Origin of the sequence: Roseateles sp. (assembly GCF_049240545.1) — a bacterium.
GTDB lineage: Bacteria > Pseudomonadota > Gammaproteobacteria > Burkholderiales > Burkholderiaceae_C > Paucibacter_A.
The window spans coordinates 13246-32847 of record NZ_JBMLSK010000158.1 but is presented as its reverse complement, the minus strand read 5'-3'; the positions used below and the strand labels follow the sequence as shown (position 1 = coordinate 32847).

Sequence of the window (19602 nt, the reverse complement as noted above, 5' to 3'; positions counted from 1 at the left end):
TGCGCCGCCCTCAGTGAGATGTGCCCAGATAGGCCTTGATCACATCGGGGTTGGCGCGCACCTCGTCGGGCATGCCGTCACCGATCTTCTTGCCGTAGTCCAGCACCACGACGCGATCCGAGATGTCCATCACCACGCCCATGTCGTGCTCGATCAGCACAATGGTGGTGCCGAACTCGTCGTTGACGTCCAGGATGAAGCGGCACATGTCCTGCTTCTCTTCCACGTTCATGCCGGCCATCGGCTCGTCCAGCAGCAGCACCTGCGGCTCCATCGCCAGCGCACGGCCCAGGTCGACGCGTTTTTGCAGGCCGTAAGGCAGGCGCCCCACCGGCGTCTTGCGCCAGGCCTGGATTTCGAGGAAGTCGATGATGCGCTCGACAAAGGCGCGGTGTTCGCATTCCTCGCGCTCGGCCGCGCCCCATCCGAACGGGCCACGGAAGGCCTGCTGGAAGATGTTGGTCTTCATCTTCAGGTTGCGGCCGGTCATGATGTTGTCGATCACGCTCATGCCCTTGAACAGCGCCAGGTTCTGGAAGGTGCGCGCGACCCCCATCTCGGCCACCTGACGCGAGTTCATATGGCTGAAGGTCTGGCCCCGGAAAGTGATCTTGCCTTCCTGCGGCGTGTAGACGCCGTTGATGCAGTTCAGCATCGAGCTCTTGCCCGCGCCGTTCGGCCCGATGATGGCGCGGATCTCATGCTCGCGCACATTGAAGCTGATGTCGGTCAGCGCCTTCACGCCGCCGAATCGCAGGCTGATGTTCTGGACGTCCAGGATGACGTCGCCAATCTTCTTCTCGGCCATGATCAACGCTCGCAGGGCCGCCCCAAGGGCGTTGAACGCCCCCTCGGGGGGCAGGGGAGCGGCGAAGCCGCAACTGTGGGGGTGAACATTTATGCTGCCCTCTTCACTGCAGGGAAGGTTGGAACGTCGCCAATGCGCAGATCGGCCGACACCTTGCCGCTGCGGCCGTCCTCAAACTTCACCGTGGTCTCGATGAACTGCGAGGTCTTGCCGCCATACAGCGCATCGATCAGCACCGCGTACTTGTCGGCAATGGCGCCGCGCCTGACCTTGCGGGTGCGCGTCAGCTCGCCGTCGTCGGCATCCAACTCCTTGTGCAGCACCAGGAAGCGGGTGATCTGGCTGCCGGCCAGCAACTCGTCCTGCGCCAGGTCGGCATTGACCTTCTCCACGCAGTCGCGGATCAACTCGTAGACCTCGGGCTTCTGCGCCAGATCGGTGTAGCCGGCATAGGGCAGGTTGCGCCGCTCGGCCCAGTTGCCCACGGCCTCGAAGTCGATGTTGATGAAGGCGCAGACCTTCTCGCGCTTGTCGCCAAAGGCCACCGCCTCCTTGATGTGCGGGAAGAACTTGAGCTTGTTCTCCACATACTTGGGCGCGAACATCGCGCCGTCGTTGGGTCCGCCCATCAGGCGGCCCACATCCTTGGCGCGGTCGATGATCTTCAGGTGTCCGTGCGCATCGATGAAGCCCGCGTCGCCGGTGTGATACCAGCCCTCGGGCGTCAGCACCTCGTCGGTGGCGGCCTGGTTCTTGTAGTAACCCTTCAGCAGCCCTGGCGACTTGACCAGGATCTCGCCACTCTCGGCCAGCTTGATCTCCACGCCATCAATGGGCACACCCACCGTGTCGGCGCGTGCCTCATGGTCAGGCTGCAGGCAGACGAACACCGCCGTCTCGGTCGAGCCGTAGAGCTGCTTCAGATTGATGCCGATCGAGCGGTAGAAGGTGAACAGGTCCGGCCCAATGGCCTCGCCCGCCGTGTAGGCCACCCGCACACGCGACAGGCCCAGTGTGTTGCGCAGCGGGCCGTAGATCAGGAAGTTGCCGAGCGCGTACTTGAACTTGTCCAAAGCGCCCACCGGCTTGCCATCCATCAGCGGCGGGCCGACGCGGCGAGCCAACTGCATGCACTGCTCGAACAGCCAGCGCTTGATGGCGCTGGCGTCTTCCATGCGGATGGTCACGCTGGTCAGCAGGCCTTCGAAGACCCGCGGCGGCGCGAAGTAATAGGTCGGGCCGATCTCCTTCAGATCGATGCTCACGGTGCTGACCGACTCGGGGCAGTTCACCACATAGCCGCAGACCAGCCACTGCGCGTAGCTGAAGATGTTCTGGCCGATCCAAGCGGGAGGGAGATAAGCCAAGACCTCCTCTTGCGCCGTCAAACGATCAAAGCGCGCGCCGGCCTGGGCCCGGTCAATCAGACTCAGATGCGTGTGGACCACGCCCTTGGGATTGCCGGTGGTACCGGAGGTGAAGAACATCGCCGCCACATCGCTGGGCTGACCCGCTTGCACTTCGGCGGCAAAAAAGCCCGGGGCCGATAAAGCATGCGCTCGCCCCTTGGCGCACAGCTCATCCAGAGACGCCAGACCGGTCTCCACATAATTGCGCAGCCCGCGGGGGTCATCAAACCAGATGGTCTTGAGCTGCGGGCAGGTATCGCGCAACTCCAGCATCTTGTCGACTTGCTCCTGGTCCTCCACCACCGCGAAGGCAATCTCGGCGTTGTTGATGGGATAGACAAACTCGGCGGCCACCGCGTCCTGGTAGAGCGGCACCGGGATCGCCCCCAGCGACTGAGCCGCCAGCATCGCAGCCGACAAGCGCGGCCGGTTCTCGCCCACCACCACCAAATGATCGCCGCGGCGCAGACCGGCGGCGGCCAAGCCATGCGCCATCTCCTGCACCAAGGTGGCCAACTGACTCCAGCTCAGCGCCTGCCAGATGCCGTATTCCTTCTCACGCAAAGCCGCTGCATGGGGCCGCTGAGCCGCGTGGTCAAGCAAGAGTCGAGGGAATGTCGTCGCCACCTTGTTTGTCTCCTGATCGGTGCAGGGCCGTCGCTGATGGCGCACGCAGCTCGAAACCGGTGCACCCGCCGCCTCAACACGGTGCGATCCTAGGCTGGACTTTGACGCCATGTTGTCGCTGCAACGACAATCCAAGGGACTTCCCCGCCCCGAGCTTTCCCCTAGCCCGCAGCGGCTTGCGCGTAAGCCTGGCGTCATGTTGGAACATCGACACTGAGGCATGAGCGCTTCAGACCCCCTCCACGCCCCTTTGCGTCAACGCGCCCGCGCCGCCTCGGCGCAAGAGCTGGAAGCCATCCCCTGGCTGCTGGTGCTAACGCCCGAGCAGCGCCAAAGCACGATTGCCCAGTTGCAGGTCGCCGATGCCGAGGTGGGCGAACGCATTTGCAGAATCGGCCGCCCGGCTAACTTCTGGTTTGGTGTGATTGACGGCCTGCTGAAGATGAGCAACGACGATTCCAGCGGCCCGGCCATCACCTTCGCCGGCATCCCACCCGGCGGCTGGTTTGGCGAGGGCACCCTGCTCAAGCGCGAGACCTACCGCTACAACATTCAACCCCTGCGGCGCAGCGTGGTGGCCGGCCTGCCGATCGAGGCTTTTCATCAATTGCTGGAAACCAGCATCAGCTTCAACCGTTACATGTTGAACCAGCTGAATGAGCGGGTCGGCCAGTTCATCGCCGCCCGCGAGATGGACCGCATCTCCGACCCCGATCTGCGCGTGGCCCGCCACCTCGCGGCGCTCTTTCACCCGCAGCTCTACCCCGGCGTGGGCGAGCTTTTGCGCATCACCCAACAAGAACTCGGCTATCTCGCCGGTCTGTCCCGCCAACGGGTCAACCAAGCCTTGAACCATCTGGCCGGCCAGCAACTGATCCGGGTGGAGTATGGCGGCGTACGGGTGATTGATCTGCAGGGCTTGAGGCAGTTTCCGGCGCTGGGCTGAATTCTTGTGGCACGAACGGCGTCGCGCGACAAAGACCGGCCAGCGCCCCGAAAGCCCTGCCGCGCTGCATAACGCTGCAGCACAGCCTGGGTGGAATCAGCAGATTGCGGCTGGCCAACGGGCCGAATACTGATACCCATGCCCAGCCATGCGCAGACCCAGGTAACACCGGTCTATCTATACTCAAAGAGAAAAGGTGAAAGTTGGTTCGTTCGGCATCTGTAGCAAAGACACATGAGCGCAGTGCGCCGTCCCTGGCTTGGTTCGCCTTGCCCGAACCACCGCTCACACCGACGGTGAAAAAGCGCCAACGCTAGATCAACAAGGGAGCATGATGGAAATCTTTCGCGCGTTTAGACGGTACCCGGGAGTCTTGACCGAACAGCTCCTCCGCCTGGTGGGACGAAGTGATCGGACCCCGAGAGAGTCCCCCTCCGCAAAGCAGACATTCACTGCGATTTATCGAAGCGGAACATGGGGCTCCAACGCAAAAACAGGAGATCGCTATTTCTCTGGCACCGGCTCGCACGATCCGCAAGTTGTTGACCCCTATGTCGCCGCCGTTTCAGCTTTTCTTCGGGAGCTTTCGGGGAGTCCCTCCGTCGTCGACCTGGGGTGTGGCGACTTCAATGTCGGATCAAAAATCCGCCAGCTGTGTGGCAGCTACACCGCATGCGACATCGTTGAGGAGCTGATAGAACGCAATCAACGTGTATTTGCGAGCCTCGCCGTCGATTTCCGCGTCCTGGACATGATCAATGACGATCTCCCTGCGGCACGCGTCTTTTTCGTACGGCAAGTACTCCAACACCTGTCGAATGCCGACATCGCACAAGTGCTTTCCAAGATCCCGACCACATGCGAGTATTTGATCGTTACGGAACACCTCCCGTCGAAAGCTGGATTCGTTCCAAACGTCGACAAGGAACGCGGCCACGAGATTCGTTTGCGTGTAGGTAGCGGTGTGGTCCTCACCGCTGCACCGTTCGAGCTCAAGCCTATCAGCGAAGAAGTGCTTTGTGAGGTACCAGAGATGGGTGGCGTGATTCGAACCCTGGCCTATCGACTTCGCTGAGCGCCTGCGTGCGGCGCACCGAATGCCTTTGGACACACTTTATAGGCGCCGCCTTCCGATAAATGACCAGAGCCGCTGTCGGCGACTCTGCGCTTATTCATGCAAGACAGCGGAGCGCCTTAAGTTTGTGCATCAAGGTCACCGCGGAACCTGACCCTGCGTACGCCCACGACTGGCTTGGGCGGGCTGCTGCCCCCACCCAAGCAACTGAACCGGGCTACCGCGCCTCAAGGCGCCGGAAGCTGCCGGGCGCCATGCCGTAGTGCTGCTTGAAGGCCCGGCTGAAGGCCGCCTCAGACTGGTAGCCGAGCTCGCCAAACATCTGCGCGATCGGCTGGCACGAGCTGCTCAGCCAGGCGCGGGCCAGTTGCATGCGCCACTCGGTCAGGTAGCCCAGCGGGCCCTGGCCTGTCAGCGCAGAAAAGCGGGTGGAGAAGGCCGAGCGCGACATGCCCACCGCCTGGGCCAGCCCGTCCACCGTCCACAGGGTCTGAGGCGACTGGTGCATCAATGTCATCGCCCGCCCCACACGCTGATCGCTCAATGCGGCCAACCAACCCTTCTCGTGCAGCGGTGCGCTGGCCAGCCAGGCGCGGATGGCTTGCACCACCAGGATGTCAGCCAGGCGGGTCACCACCGTCTCGCTGCCGGGCTTGGGCACGGCGGCTTCCTGCGCGATGTAACGCAGCGTGCTGTGCAGCCACAAGTCCTGCTCGGTCTCGGCGGCGTCCATTTGCAGCACGGCTGGCAGTTGGCTGACCAGACGCTTGGCCAGCAGATGGTCAAACCGCACCACGCCATACATCGCCTTCACGACGGCACCGCCGCCACCGTAGCGCACCGTCTCGAACAGTTCGGTGACCTGCTGGATCGGCAGCGCGTCCAGAGGCACGGTGCTTGTGCCCAAGGCGCTGAGAAACCGGTGCGGCGAGCCATGCGGAATCAGCGTCAGGCTGCCCTGCTGCAGCGCCTGCGGCGGATGCCCGTCCACCTCCAGCCAGCAGTGGCCCTGGGTCACCACCAAGAACACCATGACCCCATCCATCCGCGGCACCTCAATGCCCCAGGGGGCACTCAGTTCGGACTGGCAGTAAAGCGTGCCCTGCAGGCGAAAGCACTGCAGGGCCTGAGTCAGCGGGTCCGGCGACGGGTGGGCAGAAGGGACACAGGGCGAAGCGGGCATTGGCAGATCCTGATGGCATGCAAACAATGCAATTCAGCCAAATCTCTGTACGAATTGCAATAAACAAAGTTCAATTAATCATTCTTTGTTTTGATATTTCAAAGAATACTGGGGGCAACCGGTCGACAAGGCCTGACGCCCCGAGCGCAGCCCGCCAGCGTCAATGCCTCCATACCGCCCCCACGATCAACCAGGAGCACTCTTGTGAAACGCATCCTCATACTCGACGGTCATCCGGCCGCCCAATCGCTTTCGCGCGCCTTGGCGGAAACCTACGCCGAGGCCGCGCGGCTGGCCGGCCACGAGGTTCGCCTTGTGCATCTGCACGAACTCCAGTTCGACCACGACTACGCAGAGAAAAAACCGCTGGAGCCCCGGCTGGACCAACTGATCGAAGACTTGGCCTGGAGCGATCACTTCGTCATGACCACACCCATGTGGTGGGACGGTGTACCGGCCAAACTCAAAGGTCTGTTTGATCGGGCTTTGCTGCCAGGCCGGGCCTACGACCCGCGCAAGCTCAGCCGCCTGGGCATTCCCGCGCCGCTGCTGACGGGACGCAGCGCACGCGTGGTGTTCACCTCCGACACACCGGGCTGGTTCCTGCGTCTGGTCTACAAAAACGCGCTGATCTGGCAGCTGCGCCGGCAGGTCCTGGAGTTTGTGGGGCTCAAACCCGCCCGCTTCACGCACTTGGGTCCCGCCAGCCAAGCCCAACCCAGTCAAGTCACCCGCTGGCTGGAACAGATGCGGCTGCTGGGTGCTGCCGCGGCTTGATGCCAGAGCGCCCTCGCCGCGGCATCAGCGGGAAGACCCGGCGAGGGGGTCTCAAGCACCGAAAGGCGTGGGCTGCGGCCTGAGTTTGGGCGCGGCGGCAAAGGCCGCGGCCGTGATTTCATAAAGCAGATTGGGCGCTTGGCCCGGCACGTCGGCCAAAGAGGCTTTCAGATGCAGGCCGATGCGCTCCAAGGTTTTGCGTGAGGGCATATTGGCCGGCTGCACCAGGGCCCGCACGGCCGGTACCCGCAAATGCTCAAAAGCCAGGGCCAGCGCGGCCAAGGCCATTTCCGAGGCGTAGCCCTGCCCCCAGGCCTGCGGACGGAAGCGGAAATAAAGGCTCAGGCCTTGCTGGCCGTCAATGCGCTTGGACATCAGGCCGCCAAAACCCACGACCTGCTCCGGCTGCGTGCGCAAGGCAATCGCCCAATAGCCAAAGCCTTCGGTCTGCCAATGGCGTTGCCAGCTTTGCAGCAGCTCCTGCGCGGCCTCGCGAGTGCTCAACATGGCGGCGGTATTGAAGCGGTTGACCGTCGGGTCGGCCTGAATCTCGAACATGGCCTCTAAATCACTGTCTTGAGGTGGGCGCAAGACCAGACGCTCGGTGTCCGGCGAAAACAGCTTCGCCCCACGCAACTCGTTCAAGACCATGAACACTCCTCCCCCAGAGCCGTGAAAATCTAGTGGAAACCCTAGGTTAAGGGTAGCCCCGAAGGTCGGGCTTGATCTACCCCCTATCCCAAGGGAACTTGCGGTTCTGGCGCAACACTTGCCCGCCAGAATGCAGGGCATGACGTCGATGCCCAAGCACATGCGGGCCCAACGAATCGGAGCTCGACCGCGTCCGCAAGCAACTGCTGGCCGACAGCGCCAGCAGGGCAGACAGAACGCCGTTCTTGCCACCCAGTTGCTGGACCAACTCGACAGGCAAAGCAGCTTCCTCAACGAAGCCGCCGAGGCAGCTGCCTTGCTGCAACTCTCGCCAGCCCAAGTGCTGCAAGCACTACGCCGCGCCTTGACGCCACCAGGCTGGGTGACGCTGATGACCGGCGCGCGGAGCGATGCGCAGTGAAGCAGCGCCGCACGCTCGGACTGCTGATATCCTGCAAGACAGGGTGAACCTGCGACCCCGCCGGATCGCATCAAGCGACCGATAGCCTTGCCGTTTTCTGTACCCGCATGGAACCTCAGACCGACCCGATCGCTGCCTCCCTGTCTGCGGACCCAGCCCCCGGCATGGCGGAGTTGTTCGGGCGCCTGGATGTGGAGCTGGACTCCGGCCGACGTGAGCAGGCGCTGGCCAGCATCAAGAGCTTGCGGCAAAGCCACGTGATCAGTGCCGGAGACGAGGTCCGCCTGGAAGCCCGCGAACTGCGCCACAAGCTGACACAGGACATCACGCAGGAAATGGTCGATCAGGCCTTTGCGCTGATCGACCGGGCCGAGCAACTCTACGAGCAAGAGCAGCAGCACCGCCCGCTGGCCGAGGCGCTGATTTGCCTGGCCCGCTTTCAAAGCAAGTCGCACCTGAGCGCCCTGGCGCTGGCCTCGCTGGGCCGGGCGGAAACCCTCTATAGCGCGCTGCAGGATCAAGGCAATCTGTTCCGCTGCCTCAATCTGACGGCCAAGATCCTGCACGACGCCGAGATGTACCAAGAGGCGGTGAACCGGCTCGAGCCCTGGGCCCATGATGCGCAGCGACTGGCCGGCCTGAACCTGGAGCAACGCTACAGCCTGCTGGTCAATCTGGCGGCGGCCTATTCCTTTCTGGACCGCCCCGCCGACGCCACCTACTGGCAAGAGATTCTGTACGCGGAGGCCTTGACGCTCGATCATCAACCCGCCCGGCTCTTTCGCGACGCGGTCAACCTGGCTAATCAGCGCCTATGGACCGGGCACTTGGACGAGGCACGGCGCCTCTTGGATGTCGCCGAGACCACGCACAAGGCCCACCCAATCAGCCAGGAGCAGCAAACCTTTCTGGTTCAGAACCGCGCACTGATTGCCTGGAAATCAAAGCAGTACACCGAGGCGATTGCGCTGTTTCATCAAGCCCGTGATCTGGCACGCAGCCAATCGCAATGGCCGATCTTGGGCCGCGCCTTGCGCCGTCGCGCCGAATGCGCAGAAGAAGCCGGCCTGTGGGAAGAAGCGCTGGCCGCCCGCAAGGAACAACTCGAGTTGAACCAATCGCAATTGAGTGCGATGCGCGTCAACAACAGCAACAGCATGCTGGGCATGCTGGACCATGCCCGCACCCAGGCTCAAAACGAATACCTGCGCAAGCATGGCAATCAGCTGGAGCTGGAGTTGGCGGAACGCAATCGCCAACTCAATGCCAGCCTGCTGCGGCTGCAAGGCGAGATCGAGGTACGCCGCCAGGCCGAGGCCGATCTGCAGGAAGCCCGCGATGTGCTGGAGATCAAGGTCGATGAACGCAGCCGCGAGTTGGAGCATGCCATGCGCCTGCTGCTGGAGCGCGACAAGCAACTGGCTCTGGGGCATCTGGTCGCTGGCGTGGCGCATGAACTGAACACCCCTTTGGGCAATGCCCTGCTGGCCACCAGCATCATGGGCGACAGCCTGCAAGCGAATCGCCGCGCTTTTGAGGAAAACCGCCTGCGCCGCCAAGACTTGGCACAACTGCACGCGGAACTGGGCCATGGGTTGGACATTGCCTCCCGCAGTCTGTCCAGGGCGGCCGATCTGGTGGGGCGATTCAAGGCCCTGGCGATCGAACAGTCGAGCGCGCAGGTCTTGGAATTCAAGCCCCAGCAGGTGATCGACAACACCTTGGCGGTGATGGCACCGGTGCTGCGTTCGCAGCAGGTCGAAGTGGACTGCCTCGTGAACAGTGAGGTGACATTGCGCAGCGACCCTGGCGCCCTGGGACAAGTGTTGACCCAGTTGATCGAGAACGCGGTGCTGCATGGTTTTGGGCAGGGGGTTGAGCCCCCCATCGACGGCCGGCCTCGATCGCACCACTTGAAGATTTCAGGCACCGTGCATCAGCAGCATTATGTGCTTTGCGTGGAAGACAATGGCTGCGGCATCAACGCGGAACATCTGGCGCGCGCTTTCAACCCGTTTTTCACCACCCGGCTCGGCCAAGGATCCTCCGGACTGGGCCTGCACATGGCCTATCGCCTGGTGACACAAAGCCTGAAGGGCCAGATACAACTGCACAGCGCAGCGGGCGCTGGCTGCCGGGTCGAACTGACACTGCCGCTGAACATCCAAAGCGCCGGCTGAGGCTGGCTGCGTCAACGCGAAAAGCCGGCCACTGAACTCAGACGGCTAAGCCGCCGGCGGTGTCAGGCATTGCCCGGCGCCCACGGCATGCAGCCGACTCAGCAGTTGCTCCAAGCCCTCGGGTCGGGCCACGATCTCGCCGGCCCGCTCCATCAATAAATAACCGCGCGGCTGAGCGGTCGCGGCGTCGAGCTCCTGCATGGCCGCCCACAAGCGGTTCACAGGCACCCAGTGCGGCGGATATTTGAATCGCGCCACATCCAGGATCAAAACCTGATCGCTGGCCTGATGCCAAGCCGCCAGCGGCGAGAAATGCCCTGAACCGGTCTGACCCAGCGGAGCACGGTCGTAATTGGCCACGATGAACGGCCCTGCCGGCGCCCGCACCGAGGCCAGCAGCGCTGCGCGAAAGGCAGCCAAGCCGTCCGGCTCGGCGTGCACCATCTGCACCTGGGCACCATTGCACTGCGCCAGGCAGGCCACCTCGGGCAGGGTCAGGCCCTCGGCCGCCGCCAACTCCAAAGACTTGCAACAAATCAGCAACTCCTCACCGAAGAAGCGCCAGGGGCCCTTCCAGACCCGGCCGGGGTCAATCTCCAACGCGTTCAACACCGTCACCAAGGTACCGATGCCGCACCAAGCCGGCTCGGCCTGGGTGTGCAAATGCGCCACCAAGGGGTAGAAGGCCTCGGCATCGCCGGCCATCAAGGCCTGGCGCAGCAGCAGGCGCCCCTGTGGCGAGGCAAAGGCGACGAGATCATCCGGCAGGGGGCGACGGTGAAAAGAGGCGTTCTGGCTGGGGCTCATAGGGGGATTATTCCGGAGCGTGGGCAGGGAGCCTCGCCCCCGATCCATCACCCGCTCACCCCTTGGCTCAAGGCAGTGCGCGCCCGCGCGCTGAGACATAGAGGCCATACCAGGCCTCGCGGCTCAAGCACAGGCTGACGGCCTGCGCGCTGGCCTGGATGCGCGCCGGATCGCTGCTGCCAATCACCGCGCTGATACCGGCCGGATGCCGCAGCAACCAAGCCAGCACGATGGCCTCGCGGGAGACGCCGTGTTGCGCCGCCAAGTCGCCCACCAAGCGCGCCGTGGCCTGCACAGCAGACGGCGCATCGGCGGGCGCAGCGCCGCTGTAAAGCCCTCGCGCCATGGCGCCCCAGGCCTGCAACTCCACGCCTTCGCGCTGGCAGAAGTCCAGCGTATCGCCCCAAGCCGAGGCGGCTGGCACCGCCTGCTCATCGTTGAAACAGGTGCCTGCCTCCAGCCAATCGCGCTTGAGCAAGCTCATCTCCAACTGATTGGCCACCAAGGGCTCGGCAATGGCGGCGCTGATCATGCGCATCTGCGCCGCATGCATATTCGACACGCCTAAGCGCCCCACCTTGCCCGCAGCCTTCAGGCGCGTCCAGGCTTCGGCCAACTCGGCCGGCTCCAGCAATGGGTCCGGCCGATGCAGCAGCAAGACCTCGATGTGATCGGTGTGCAAGCGCCTCAGGCTGGCCTCGACGCTGGCCAAGATGTGCGCGCAGGACAAGTCATAACGCGCCGGGCCCGCAGCATCGGCAAAACGAATGCTGCACTTGCTTTGCAGCTGCAGACGAGCGCGCAGCGAGGGCTGGCGCTTGAACAACTCGCCAAAACACTGCTCGGCCTTGCCCAAGGTGTAGATGTCGGCATGGTCAAAGCGCGTGATACCTACGGACAGTGCGGCCTCCACGGCGGCATGGGCCTTGGCAATATCGGTCTCGCTCAGCGGCTGATGATCCCAGCCTCCACCCAAACCCATGCAGCCGAGGATGAGTCGATTCAAGTGATTGGATTCAGTCATCAGGATTCAAAGAAAAGAAAAACCGCGGCGCCATGCCCAGGATCCAGCGACCTGCACCGGCCGCTACGAACCGGTCCACCAGAACATCGCCTCTAGGGCCCGCTAAATCGGCGTGCGTGGATAAGCGCGGGAAGACGAATGAGACCTAGAACTGCGACGCGACCGAGACTGCGCTCGCGCGGTTTGCAGCTTCAACTGGCGCGCCGCCTGCACGCGCAGCATCGCCCGGATCCCGTGGAACAAGGCGAACAAGACCCCTGCAGCGATCGCCCAAGGCGTAATTTCATCAATCAGTTGTCGCACCAAGAACGAGGCCCGTTGGGCATCGGCCATGATCTCAGCCTCGCTGCGGGGACGATCATGAATCGAGCCGTCGCCATAACGCTGGCTCTGCCTCTCTTCGATACGGCGGGTCAAGCTCGCCCGCTCTGCCGCGCGCTCATCTTCGATGCTGGCCAGATGCCCACCGGTGATCTGATGGAGCTCGGTGCGAACGCCTTGCAAAACGTTTTTGACATCGGCGACCACTTCCAACTCTTTCACCGCACTGCGAAGCAAGTCATGCTGAGAGCCTTGCTCACGTCGCGGCTGCGCAGGGTTCGTCCCCAAGACGGCATCCATCGCAGCGCTGGGCGCATGCTTGGCAACGTCCGTGAGCAATTCGTTCATCGGCGCAACCGACGCGGCCTCGTCCAAGCTTTGCAATCGCGCGGGCAGATGGGGCCCGGGCTGCGGCCTTTGCGCATGGGGATTCGCACTGGTGGTCAGCGGTGTCAGCTGCGCCGACTCTTGGCCCGAGGAGAACAACACAGGCGCAGCCCATGAGGCCTGGCCTGAAACCAAGCATGCCAGCCACAACAGACCTTGATATCCCCGCTGCTTGCTCATCACTTTTCTGATTGGGACGACACACCAAAAACTGAAGCGGCCCCATTCTATGCGGGGCTTGGCCGGCCACAGTCCCAAAAGCATGGGTGCGACGCAAGCGCCACAAATTTGCTGAGGCGTGAAAAGTCAGCCACCCATCCAAGCCGGCGCATTCGGCGCCGCAGCAATTCACTTGCAAGAAAACGGCTCGGTCATATACTGTATAAAAATACAGTTAATTGATCATGTTAAGCCCCCTCCCCAAACGCCCGGAAGCCCAGTTGGACGCGCGGCTGCAAGCCCAGGTCTGGCGCGCCAGCAGCTTAGGGGCAGGCAGCGCAGCCAGCCAAACGCCTGCGGTCAGCAGCGGTTTTGCGGCCCTGGATGCCGAGCTGCCCGGCGGCGGCTGGCCGCTGCAAAGCCTGAGCGAAATCCTCTGCGACAGCGTGGCCACGCTGGAGTGGCGCCTGCTCGCCCCCGCACTGCGCCTGCTGCTGGCCGAGGCACCCGGCGCTGCCCAGCGCGCCGCCACGGCTGGCGCACGCCGCAGCCGCGCACGCATGGCGGCCGGCGCCTCCCCCCTCAAACGGCCAAGCGCCGCGCCGCACACACAGCAGCCGCTGTTGCTGATCAACCCGCCGCTCAGCCCGCATTTGCCCGGCTTGCAAGGCTGCGGACTGCCAGCCCAGCGCCTGATCTGGGTGGCGCCTGAAACACCGGCCCAGCAACTCTGGGCGCTAGAACAGGCCATCAAGGCGAACGCCAGCGCCGCCATCCTGGCCTGGCTGCCGCAGGCGCGGCCCGAGCAGATCCGGCGCCTGCAAAGCTGCGCCCAGGCCATGCAGGCGCCGATATTTTTGTTTCGCCCGCTGGCCATGGCCGGGCAATCCTCGGCCGCGCCCTTGCGCGTCAGCCTGAGCACCGGGCCCGGTTGGAACCTGCAATTGAGCATCCTCAAACGACGCGGGCCTTTGCATGAAGGCGTGCTGAATTTGCCCGCCCTGCCGGCCGATCTGAGCCGGGTGCTGACGCCGCAAATGCTGCACCTGGCGCAGCAGTCCCGCGCGGCCCTGCGTCCGCCCTCCGCCATCCCAGTGCCGGTCGCAACGACCCTGCACGCCACCGCGGAGGCCCGCCATGCATTGGCTCGCCCTGCTCTGCCCGCCCGCAGCCCCGGATGAAGCCCAGGGCTGGAGTGCAGTACCCGAACAGGTCCAGCAAACGCTGGCCTGGTGGGCACTGCAGTTCACGCCCAAGGTGGCCCTGCTGGAAGACGCCGTGGTGCTGGAAGTGGCCGCCTGCCTGCGCCTGTTTGGGGGCGCAGCCACTCTGCATCGCCGCATCCACCGCGAGGCCGCTGAGAGTGGCTTGCGGCTCGCCGCCATGGCTTGGGCGCCCAACAGCCTGGCCGCTCTGGCGCTGGCCCGTGCGGGGCAGCGCGACGGCCTGAGCCAAGCGCTGGCGCCGCTGCTGGACGCGTTGCCGCTGCACAGCCTGAGCGCGGTGCAAGCGCAGGCGCCGATGCTGGCCCGGCTGGGCTGCCGCACGCTGGGTGATGTGCGGCGGCTGCCGCGTGCCGGCCTGTCGCGCCGCTTCGGGCCGGCGGCGCTGCAAGCCCTGGACCAAGCCTATGGCCAGCGCGCCGAGGCCCATGTCTGGCTGCAAGCGCCGGCGCAGTTCGAGGCCCGGCTGGAGCTGCCTTTCCGGGTCGAGCATGCGCCACTGCTGCTGCACTATGCCCAGCATTTGCTGCGCCAGCTCTGCGCCTGGCTGGCGGCCCACCATGCCGGCATCCAACAGCTCAGCTTGCACTGGGAACATGACGCAATGCGCGCCCGCAGCGCGGGCCGAGGCGGCTGCCTGAGCCTGCACACCGCCTGCACCACCCGCGACTTCGGCCATCTCTCGCGGCTACTCAGCGAGCATCTGGCCTTGCAGGCCCTGGACGCACCGGCCGGCGAGATCCGACTGCAAGCGGGCGAGGTGCTGCCGCTGCAAGAAAGCACGGCCAGCCTCTTACCGGCCGCACCCGAGCAAGCCCATGAACCGCTGCCGCAGTTGCTGGAGCGGCTGTCGGTGCGTCTGGGCGCCGACCGAGTGCGCTGCGGTCGGCTGCAAGAAGACCACCGGCTGGAGGCCATGCAGCACTGGCTGCCCTGGACTGAAGCGGCAGCTGCGAGCACAGCAAGCCCAGCGGTGCGCGCCGCCAGCTACCCGCAACCCACCTGGCTGCTGGAGCCACCGCTGCGCCTGGCCGTGCGCCAAGACCAGCCGCAGTACCAACAAGCGGCGCTGCAATTGCTGGCCGGGCCGCAGCGCATCGAAGGCGGCTGGTGGCAGACGCTGGACGAGCCAAGCACCCGAACCACCAAGGCGCACCAGGGCCAGCCCGAAACCGCGCAAATGCAGCGCGACTACTTCCTGGCCTTGAGCGCGGGCCATATCGTGCTGTGGGTGTTTCAGCAGCGTCTCTCCGACGCCGAACATGGCTGGTTTTTGCACGGGGTTTTTGCATGAAGCCGCGGCCCACCTTGAACCTGAGCCTAGGTTTCAGCTGCGACTACGCCGAGCTGCACTGCCTGAGCAACTACTCCTTTTTGCGCGGCGCCTCCACCCCGGCCGAGTTGGTCGAGCGCGCCCATGAGCTGGGCTACAGCGCCCTGGCCCTGACCGATGAATGCTCGCTGGCCGGCGTGGTGCGAGCCCATGTAGCGGCCAAGGCCTGCGGCTTGAAGCTCATCATCGGAGCCGAGTTCAGCGTGCTCGATGAGACGGGTGACCCGCTCTTCAAGTTGCTGGTGATAACGCCTCATTTGCGCGGCTACCAGCAGCTCTGCCAATTCATCACCGATCTGCGCCGCGCCGCTGACAAAGGCAGCTACTGCCTGCGCTTCTCGGCCCTGCGCCCCGAGGCCTTGAGCGAATGCCTGATGGTGCTGCTGCCGCCCCGGCACGCCCCCTTGGCCGATGAAGACGCCGCGCTGCTGGCCCCGGCACGCTGGCTGCTGCGCCACTGCCCCGGCCGCAGCTGGATCGGCGTGACCCTGCTGCGCGAGCTGAGCGACGAGATGTGGCTGCTGCGCATGCGCCGGCTGTCCGAACAAACCGCCTTGCCGCTGCTGGCCTGCGGCGATGTGCAGATGCACCGCCGCTCGCGCAAACCGCTGCAGGACGTGATGACGGCCACCCGGCTGAACCGCCCGATCGCCCAGTGCGGCATCGATCTGCAAGTCAATGCCGAACAACATCTGCGCAGCCGCCTGCGCCTGGCCCAGCTCTATCCGCCCGATCTGCTGGAGCAAACACTGGTGCTGGCGGCGCGCTGCCAGTTCTCGCTCGACGAGATTCGTTACCAGTACCCCAGCGAGGTGATTCCGCCCGGCAGCACCCCGGCGCGCCATCTGCGCCAGCTGACCGAGGCCGGCGCGGCCAAGCGTTGGCCCGGCGGTCTCACCGACCCACTGCGCGCCCAAATCGAGCATGAGCTGAGCCTGATCCATGAGCTCGGCTATGAGCATTACTTTCTGACCGTGGCCGATATCGTCGCCTTTGCGCGCAGCGAAAAAATCCTCTGCCAGGGGCGCGGCTCGGCCGCCAACAGCATCGTCTGCTTTTGCTTGTTCATCACCGAGGTGGACCCGGCGCGCAGCGCCGTGCTGTTCGAGCGCTTCATCAGCCGCGAGCGCAATGAGCCGCCCGATATCGATGTGGACTTTGAGCACGAGCGGCGCGAAGAGGTGATCCAGTACCTCTATCGGAAATACGGCCGCGAGCGCGCCGCGCTGACCGCCGTGGTCATCAGCTACCGCCCGCGCAGCGCGATCCGCGACGTCGGCCGCGCGCTGGGCATGGACGAGGCCTTGGTCGAAAAGCTCGCCAAAGACCACAGCGGCTGGAGCGAAGAAGTGCTGCCCGATGAGCGCCTGCAGCAGTTGCTGGACGAGTTGGGCCTGGAAGCCGGCAATATCAAGATCCGCCAGCTGGTGCGCCTGGCCCGCCAGCTGATGGGCATGCCGCGCCACCTCAGCCAACACCCGGGCGGCTTTGTGTTGACTGAGGGGCCGCTGTCCCACTTGGTGCCGATCGAGAACGCGGCCATGGCGGACCGCACCGTCATCCAATGGGACAAGGACGATATCGACGCGCTCGGCCTGATGAAGGTCGATGTGCTGGCCCTGGGCATGCTGAGCGCGCTGCGGCGCAGCTTTGATCTGATTTCGACGCTGCGTGGCCGATCCTTCGGCATGACCAATGTGCCCGAAGGCGACCAAGCCACCTACGACATGATCTGCCAGGCCGACACGGTAGGTGTGTTCCAGATCGAATCGCGGGCGCAGATGTCCATGTTGCCGCGCCTGCAGCCGCGCTGTTTTTACGATCTGGTGATCGAGGTGGCGCTGGTACGGCCTGGGCCAATTGCCGGTGGCATGGTCCACCCCTATTTGAAAAACCGCGCCCTGCCACCCGAGCAAATCAAATACCCCAAGAACGAGTTGCGCGCCGCGCTCGAGCGCACCTGCGGCATCCCGATTTTTCAAGAACAGGTGATGCAGGTGGCCATGATTGCGGCCAGCTTCTCGGCTGGCGAAGCCGACCAGCTGCGCCGCGCCATGGCGGCCTGGAAGCGCCCCGGCGATCTGGCCCGCTTCCACGAAAAAATCCTCAGCGGCATGCGCAAAAACGGCTACCAGGATGAATTCGCCGAGGCAATTTTTCGCCAGATCAAGGGCTTTGCCTCCTACGGCTTCCCGGAGTCGCATGCGGCCAGCTTTGCCCTGCTCACCTACGTCAGCTGCTGGGTCAAGCGGCATGAGCCGGCGGCTTTTTTATGCGCCCTGCTGAACTCGCAACCGCTGGGCTTTTACACCCCCAGCCAGCTGGTACAAGACGCACGCCGGCACCGCATCGAGGTGCACCCCGTCGATGTGAATGAAAGTGAACGTTTAAGCCGGCTGGAGCCGCGAGCAGGCAGCAAAGAGGGCCGTGAGCAGCCCGCCGTGCGCCTAGGCCTGCACCTCATCTCGGGCCTCAGCACGGCAGCGGCCACGCGCATCGAAGACGCAAGACGCCAAGGCCCACCGTTTCGCGACACGCAAGACCTGGCCCTGCGCGCCGGCCTCGACCAACAAGACCTGCAGCAACTGGCCGCTGCCGATGCCTTGATGTCACTGGCCGGCCAGCGCCGCCAGCAGGTCTGGCAGGCCTCGGCCCTGCGCAGCCAACCCAAGCTCTTGCAAAGCGCCTTCAGCGCCGAGGCCGATCTCGATCTACCCGAAGCCCCGGAAGGCGAAGAAGTCGTCTGGGACTACGCCTCGCTAGGCCTGACCCTGCGCAGCCACCCGCTGCAACTGCTGCGCCCACGCTTGGCGCGCCTGGGGCTGAAGAGCGCCGAGCAAATGCAAGACTGGCCGAATGGCAAGCGCGCCCATGTCTGCGGCATCGTCACCGTGCGGCAACGGCCGCAAACCGCCAAGGGCGTGCTCTTCATCAGCCTGGAAGACGAAAGCGGCAGCGTGCAAGTGATCGTCTGGCCCGATGTTTACGCCGAACACCGCCGCACCGTGCTGGCCGCCAAGCTCTTGGCGGTGCATGGCATCTGGCAGTTTGAAAACGGCGTGCGCAACTTGATCGCCCGCACGTTTGATGATTTGACGCCGCTGCTGGGGCGGCTTTGTCTGGAAAAGAGCCGAGACTTCCGCTGACCCCTGCCCAAGCCCAAGCCTGAGCCAAGCTCGATCGCATGGCGCTGCTCTGGCACCCAAGCCCCCTGAATTCTCTGTTTTTTCGGAAGTAAAAATCAATGAAACCAATGTTTTTTATTCAGTAACAGGGCCCATACTCCAAACCTCGTCGAACTCAACTCATCAAGCCCACCCCACCTCAAACCTTCACCAAGGACATCCACCATGCGCTCCTATCCCCGCAACAGCCCCGAAGCCGCCGCCCGCATCGTCAGCCTGGTCCTGATTGCCGATGGCGATGCCAGCCGTGCGGAGTTTGAAGCCCTGGATCAACTCGATGCCGCCAAAGAGCTCGGTCTGCTCGCCGAAGGCTTGACGCCCATCGTGCGCACCCTCTGCGAAGACCTGCTGATGAGCACCTATGGCTCCGCATCGATGATGTCCAGCGTCGACGAGCCCAGCTTGGCCGCGTTGATGGCCGAAGTGGATGAACCTCAGTTGCAGCGAAAGGTGCTGCGCTTGGCCTTGGCGGCAGCCTCTGCCGACGCCTACCTCGCCGATGGCGAAGCGCTGGTGCTGGATGCGGCCTATCGCCATTGGCAGTTCAATTCAGGGCTACTCAAGTCCAGGTCCGTGAATTCCGAGACAAACAATCCAGCACTCACCATCGCTGCGCCGAACGCCCAAACACCCCGGGCTCATGCCGCCTAAGGCCTGAGGCCTGCGCCCCACCCTTTCACGACAACTCTTCGACAACTCGTCCCCATGTTTTACGCACTCAGTTGGTTTGCCGTCCTCAGCCTCATTGCACTCTGGTCCCTGACCGCCTGGGCCTTTCATGCACTGAGCCAGTGGGGGGCAGCCAACACCGACGGCCTGGTGGGCGCGGCAGCTCCGCTGCAAGAAATTCTGGGACCCTGGCTGCCGCCCGACTTGAGCCAGGCCCTGGCCGCCTTGCTGAGCAGCCTGCAGCCGATCATGGAATCGCTGCTCAGTCTGATCCCGGCCTTGGCGGGGGGGCTCTCCTTCATGGTCTGGTTGGTTTGGGGCCTAGGCTGCATACTCCTGCTGATTCTGGGTGCCGTTCTTCACGCCGTCATCGCCTTGGCTCGGCGCCACACCCTCGCAGGCAAAGCCTGATCATCC

General features: G+C 64.1%; 17 protein-coding genes. 10 read left to right on the top strand and 7 right to left on the bottom strand.

Going from position 1 to position 19602, the window contains the following annotated elements:
* Positions 1–10: 10 nt before the first annotated feature.
* Entirely contained in the window at positions 11–808 is a 798-nt protein-coding gene (locus ACOVRJ_RS10060) for an ABC transporter ATP-binding protein (protein ID WP_422043713.1), read from the bottom strand.
* 89 nt (positions 809–897) lie between these two features.
* Positions 898–2844: an AMP-dependent synthetase/ligase gene (locus ACOVRJ_RS10055; RefSeq protein WP_422043712.1), complete on the bottom strand. Its 1947-nt coding sequence runs from the start codon at positions 2842–2844 to the stop codon at positions 898–900.
* 220 nt (positions 2845–3064) lie between these two features.
* Here ACOVRJ_RS10055 and ACOVRJ_RS10050 point away from each other — a divergent pair, with 220 nt between their 5' ends.
* Both ACOVRJ_RS10050 and ACOVRJ_RS10045 read left to right on the top strand, forming a co-directional pair.
* Entirely contained in the window at positions 3065–3790 is a 726-nt protein-coding gene (locus ACOVRJ_RS10050) for a Crp/Fnr family transcriptional regulator (RefSeq protein ID WP_422043711.1), read from the top strand.
* 334 nt (positions 3791–4124) lie between these two features.
* Positions 4125–4865, top strand: a complete 741-nt coding sequence (locus ACOVRJ_RS10045; RefSeq protein ID WP_422043710.1) for a class I SAM-dependent methyltransferase — start codon at positions 4125–4127, stop codon at positions 4863–4865.
* Positions 4866–5082: 217 nt separating this feature from the next.
* Here ACOVRJ_RS10045 and ACOVRJ_RS10040 read toward each other — a convergent pair whose 3' ends face one another.
* Positions 5083–6048 (bottom strand): AraC family transcriptional regulator, encoded by a 966-nt coding sequence (locus ACOVRJ_RS10040; protein WP_422043709.1) that lies wholly within the window; start codon positions 6046–6048, stop codon positions 5083–5085.
* A gap of 204 nt (positions 6049–6252) precedes the next feature.
* Between ACOVRJ_RS10040 and ACOVRJ_RS10035 the strand changes: the two genes are divergently transcribed.
* Positions 6253–6825, top strand: a complete 573-nt coding sequence (locus ACOVRJ_RS10035) for an NAD(P)H-dependent oxidoreductase (protein WP_422043708.1) — start codon at positions 6253–6255, stop codon at positions 6823–6825.
* Between the two features lie 51 nt (positions 6826–6876).
* On the opposite strand, the gene ACOVRJ_RS10030 is transcribed toward ACOVRJ_RS10035, so the two are convergent.
* On the bottom strand, positions 6877–7476 hold the full coding sequence (locus tag ACOVRJ_RS10030) for a GNAT family N-acetyltransferase (protein WP_422043707.1): 600 nt from the start codon (positions 7474–7476) through the stop codon (positions 6877–6879).
* A 160-nt stretch (positions 7477–7636) separates the two neighbouring features.
* Here ACOVRJ_RS10030 and ACOVRJ_RS10025 point away from each other — a divergent pair, with 160 nt between their 5' ends.
* Entirely contained in the window at positions 7637–7897 is a 261-nt protein-coding gene (locus ACOVRJ_RS10025; protein WP_422043706.1) for a hypothetical protein, read from the top strand.
* A gap of 107 nt (positions 7898–8004) precedes the next feature.
* On the top strand, positions 8005–10077 hold the full coding sequence (locus tag ACOVRJ_RS10020; protein WP_422043705.1) for an ATP-binding protein: 2073 nt from the start codon (positions 8005–8007) through the stop codon (positions 10075–10077).
* A 45-nt stretch (positions 10078–10122) separates the two neighbouring features.
* Here the strand turns inward: ACOVRJ_RS10020 and ACOVRJ_RS10015 are convergent, their stop codons facing one another.
* The 3 genes from ACOVRJ_RS10015 to ACOVRJ_RS10005 form a co-directional block, all read right to left on the bottom strand.
* A complete protein-coding gene (locus tag ACOVRJ_RS10015) occupies positions 10123–10884 on the bottom strand; it encodes a phytochelatin synthase family protein (RefSeq protein ID WP_422043704.1) in 762 nt (253 codons plus the stop codon).
* 67 nt (positions 10885–10951) lie between these two features.
* Positions 10952–11908 (bottom strand): aldo/keto reductase, encoded by a 957-nt coding sequence (locus ACOVRJ_RS10010; protein WP_422043703.1) that lies wholly within the window; start codon positions 11906–11908, stop codon positions 10952–10954.
* Positions 11909–12010: 102 nt separating this feature from the next.
* The gene (locus ACOVRJ_RS10005; protein WP_422043702.1) at positions 12011–12796 is read right to left on the bottom strand and encodes a hypothetical protein; all 786 of its coding nucleotides are present in this window, start codon (positions 12794–12796) and stop codon (positions 12011–12013) included.
* A 224-nt stretch (positions 12797–13020) separates the two neighbouring features.
* Here ACOVRJ_RS10005 and ACOVRJ_RS10000 point away from each other — a divergent pair, with 224 nt between their 5' ends.
* From ACOVRJ_RS10000 to ACOVRJ_RS09980, 5 genes are all read left to right on the top strand, one after another.
* Complete coding sequence (locus tag ACOVRJ_RS10000) at positions 13021–13956, top strand: recombinase RecA (protein ID WP_422043701.1); 936 nt, start codon at positions 13021–13023, stop codon at positions 13954–13956.
* A complete protein-coding gene (locus tag ACOVRJ_RS09995; RefSeq protein ID WP_422043700.1) occupies positions 13913–15292 on the top strand; it encodes a Y-family DNA polymerase in 1380 nt (459 codons plus the stop codon). Before ACOVRJ_RS10000 ends, ACOVRJ_RS09995 begins: the two co-directional genes overlap by 44 nt.
* The gene (locus tag ACOVRJ_RS09990) at positions 15289–18477 is read left to right on the top strand and encodes an error-prone DNA polymerase (RefSeq protein ID WP_422043699.1); all 3189 of its coding nucleotides are present in this window, start codon (positions 15289–15291) and stop codon (positions 18475–18477) included. The genes ACOVRJ_RS09995 and ACOVRJ_RS09990 overlap by 4 nt, the downstream gene beginning before the upstream one ends.
* Positions 18478–18681: 204 nt before the next feature.
* Complete coding sequence (locus ACOVRJ_RS09985; RefSeq protein WP_422043698.1) at positions 18682–19167, top strand: TerB family tellurite resistance protein; 486 nt, start codon at positions 18682–18684, stop codon at positions 19165–19167.
* 54 nt (positions 19168–19221) lie between these two features.
* Positions 19222–19596 (top strand): hypothetical protein, encoded by a 375-nt coding sequence (locus ACOVRJ_RS09980; protein ID WP_422043697.1) that lies wholly within the window; start codon positions 19222–19224, stop codon positions 19594–19596.
* Positions 19597–19602 lie beyond the last annotated feature (6 nt).

Coding starts and splice junctions, on each gene's coding strand:
- ACOVRJ_RS10060 (WP_422043713.1), bottom strand. CDS start 808: ATGGCCGAGAAGAAGATTGGCGACGTCATCCTGGACGTCCAGAACATC.
- ACOVRJ_RS10045 (WP_422043710.1), top strand. CDS start 4,125: ATGGAAATCTTTCGCGCGTTTAGACGGTACCCGGGAGTCTTGACCGAA.
- ACOVRJ_RS09990 (WP_422043699.1), top strand. CDS start 15,289: ATGAAGCCGCGGCCCACCTTGAACCTGAGCCTAGGTTTCAGCTGCGAC.
- ACOVRJ_RS10010 (WP_422043703.1), bottom strand. CDS start 11,908: ATGACTGAATCCAATCACTTGAATCGACTCATCCTCGGCTGCATGGGT.
- ACOVRJ_RS10050 (WP_422043711.1), top strand. CDS start 3,065: ATGAGCGCTTCAGACCCCCTCCACGCCCCTTTGCGTCAACGCGCCCGC.
- ACOVRJ_RS10015 (WP_422043704.1), bottom strand. CDS start 10,884: ATGAGCCCCAGCCAGAACGCCTCTTTTCACCGTCGCCCCCTGCCGGAT.
- ACOVRJ_RS09985 (WP_422043698.1), top strand. CDS start 18,682: ATGCGCTCCTATCCCCGCAACAGCCCCGAAGCCGCCGCCCGCATCGTC.
- ACOVRJ_RS09995 (WP_422043700.1), top strand. CDS start 13,913: ATGCATTGGCTCGCCCTGCTCTGCCCGCCCGCAGCCCCGGATGAAGCC.
- ACOVRJ_RS10025 (WP_422043706.1), top strand. CDS start 7,637: ATGCGGGCCCAACGAATCGGAGCTCGACCGCGTCCGCAAGCAACTGCT.
- ACOVRJ_RS10020 (WP_422043705.1), top strand. CDS start 8,005: ATGGAACCTCAGACCGACCCGATCGCTGCCTCCCTGTCTGCGGACCCA.
- ACOVRJ_RS10030 (WP_422043707.1), bottom strand. CDS start 7,476: ATGGTCTTGAACGAGTTGCGTGGGGCGAAGCTGTTTTCGCCGGACACC.
- ACOVRJ_RS09980 (WP_422043697.1), top strand. CDS start 19,222: ATGTTTTACGCACTCAGTTGGTTTGCCGTCCTCAGCCTCATTGCACTC.
- ACOVRJ_RS10040 (WP_422043709.1), bottom strand. CDS start 6,048: ATGCCCGCTTCGCCCTGTGTCCCTTCTGCCCACCCGTCGCCGGACCCG.
- ACOVRJ_RS10000 (WP_422043701.1), top strand. CDS start 13,021: ATGTTAAGCCCCCTCCCCAAACGCCCGGAAGCCCAGTTGGACGCGCGG.
- ACOVRJ_RS10005 (WP_422043702.1), bottom strand. CDS start 12,796: ATGAGCAAGCAGCGGGGATATCAAGGTCTGTTGTGGCTGGCATGCTTG.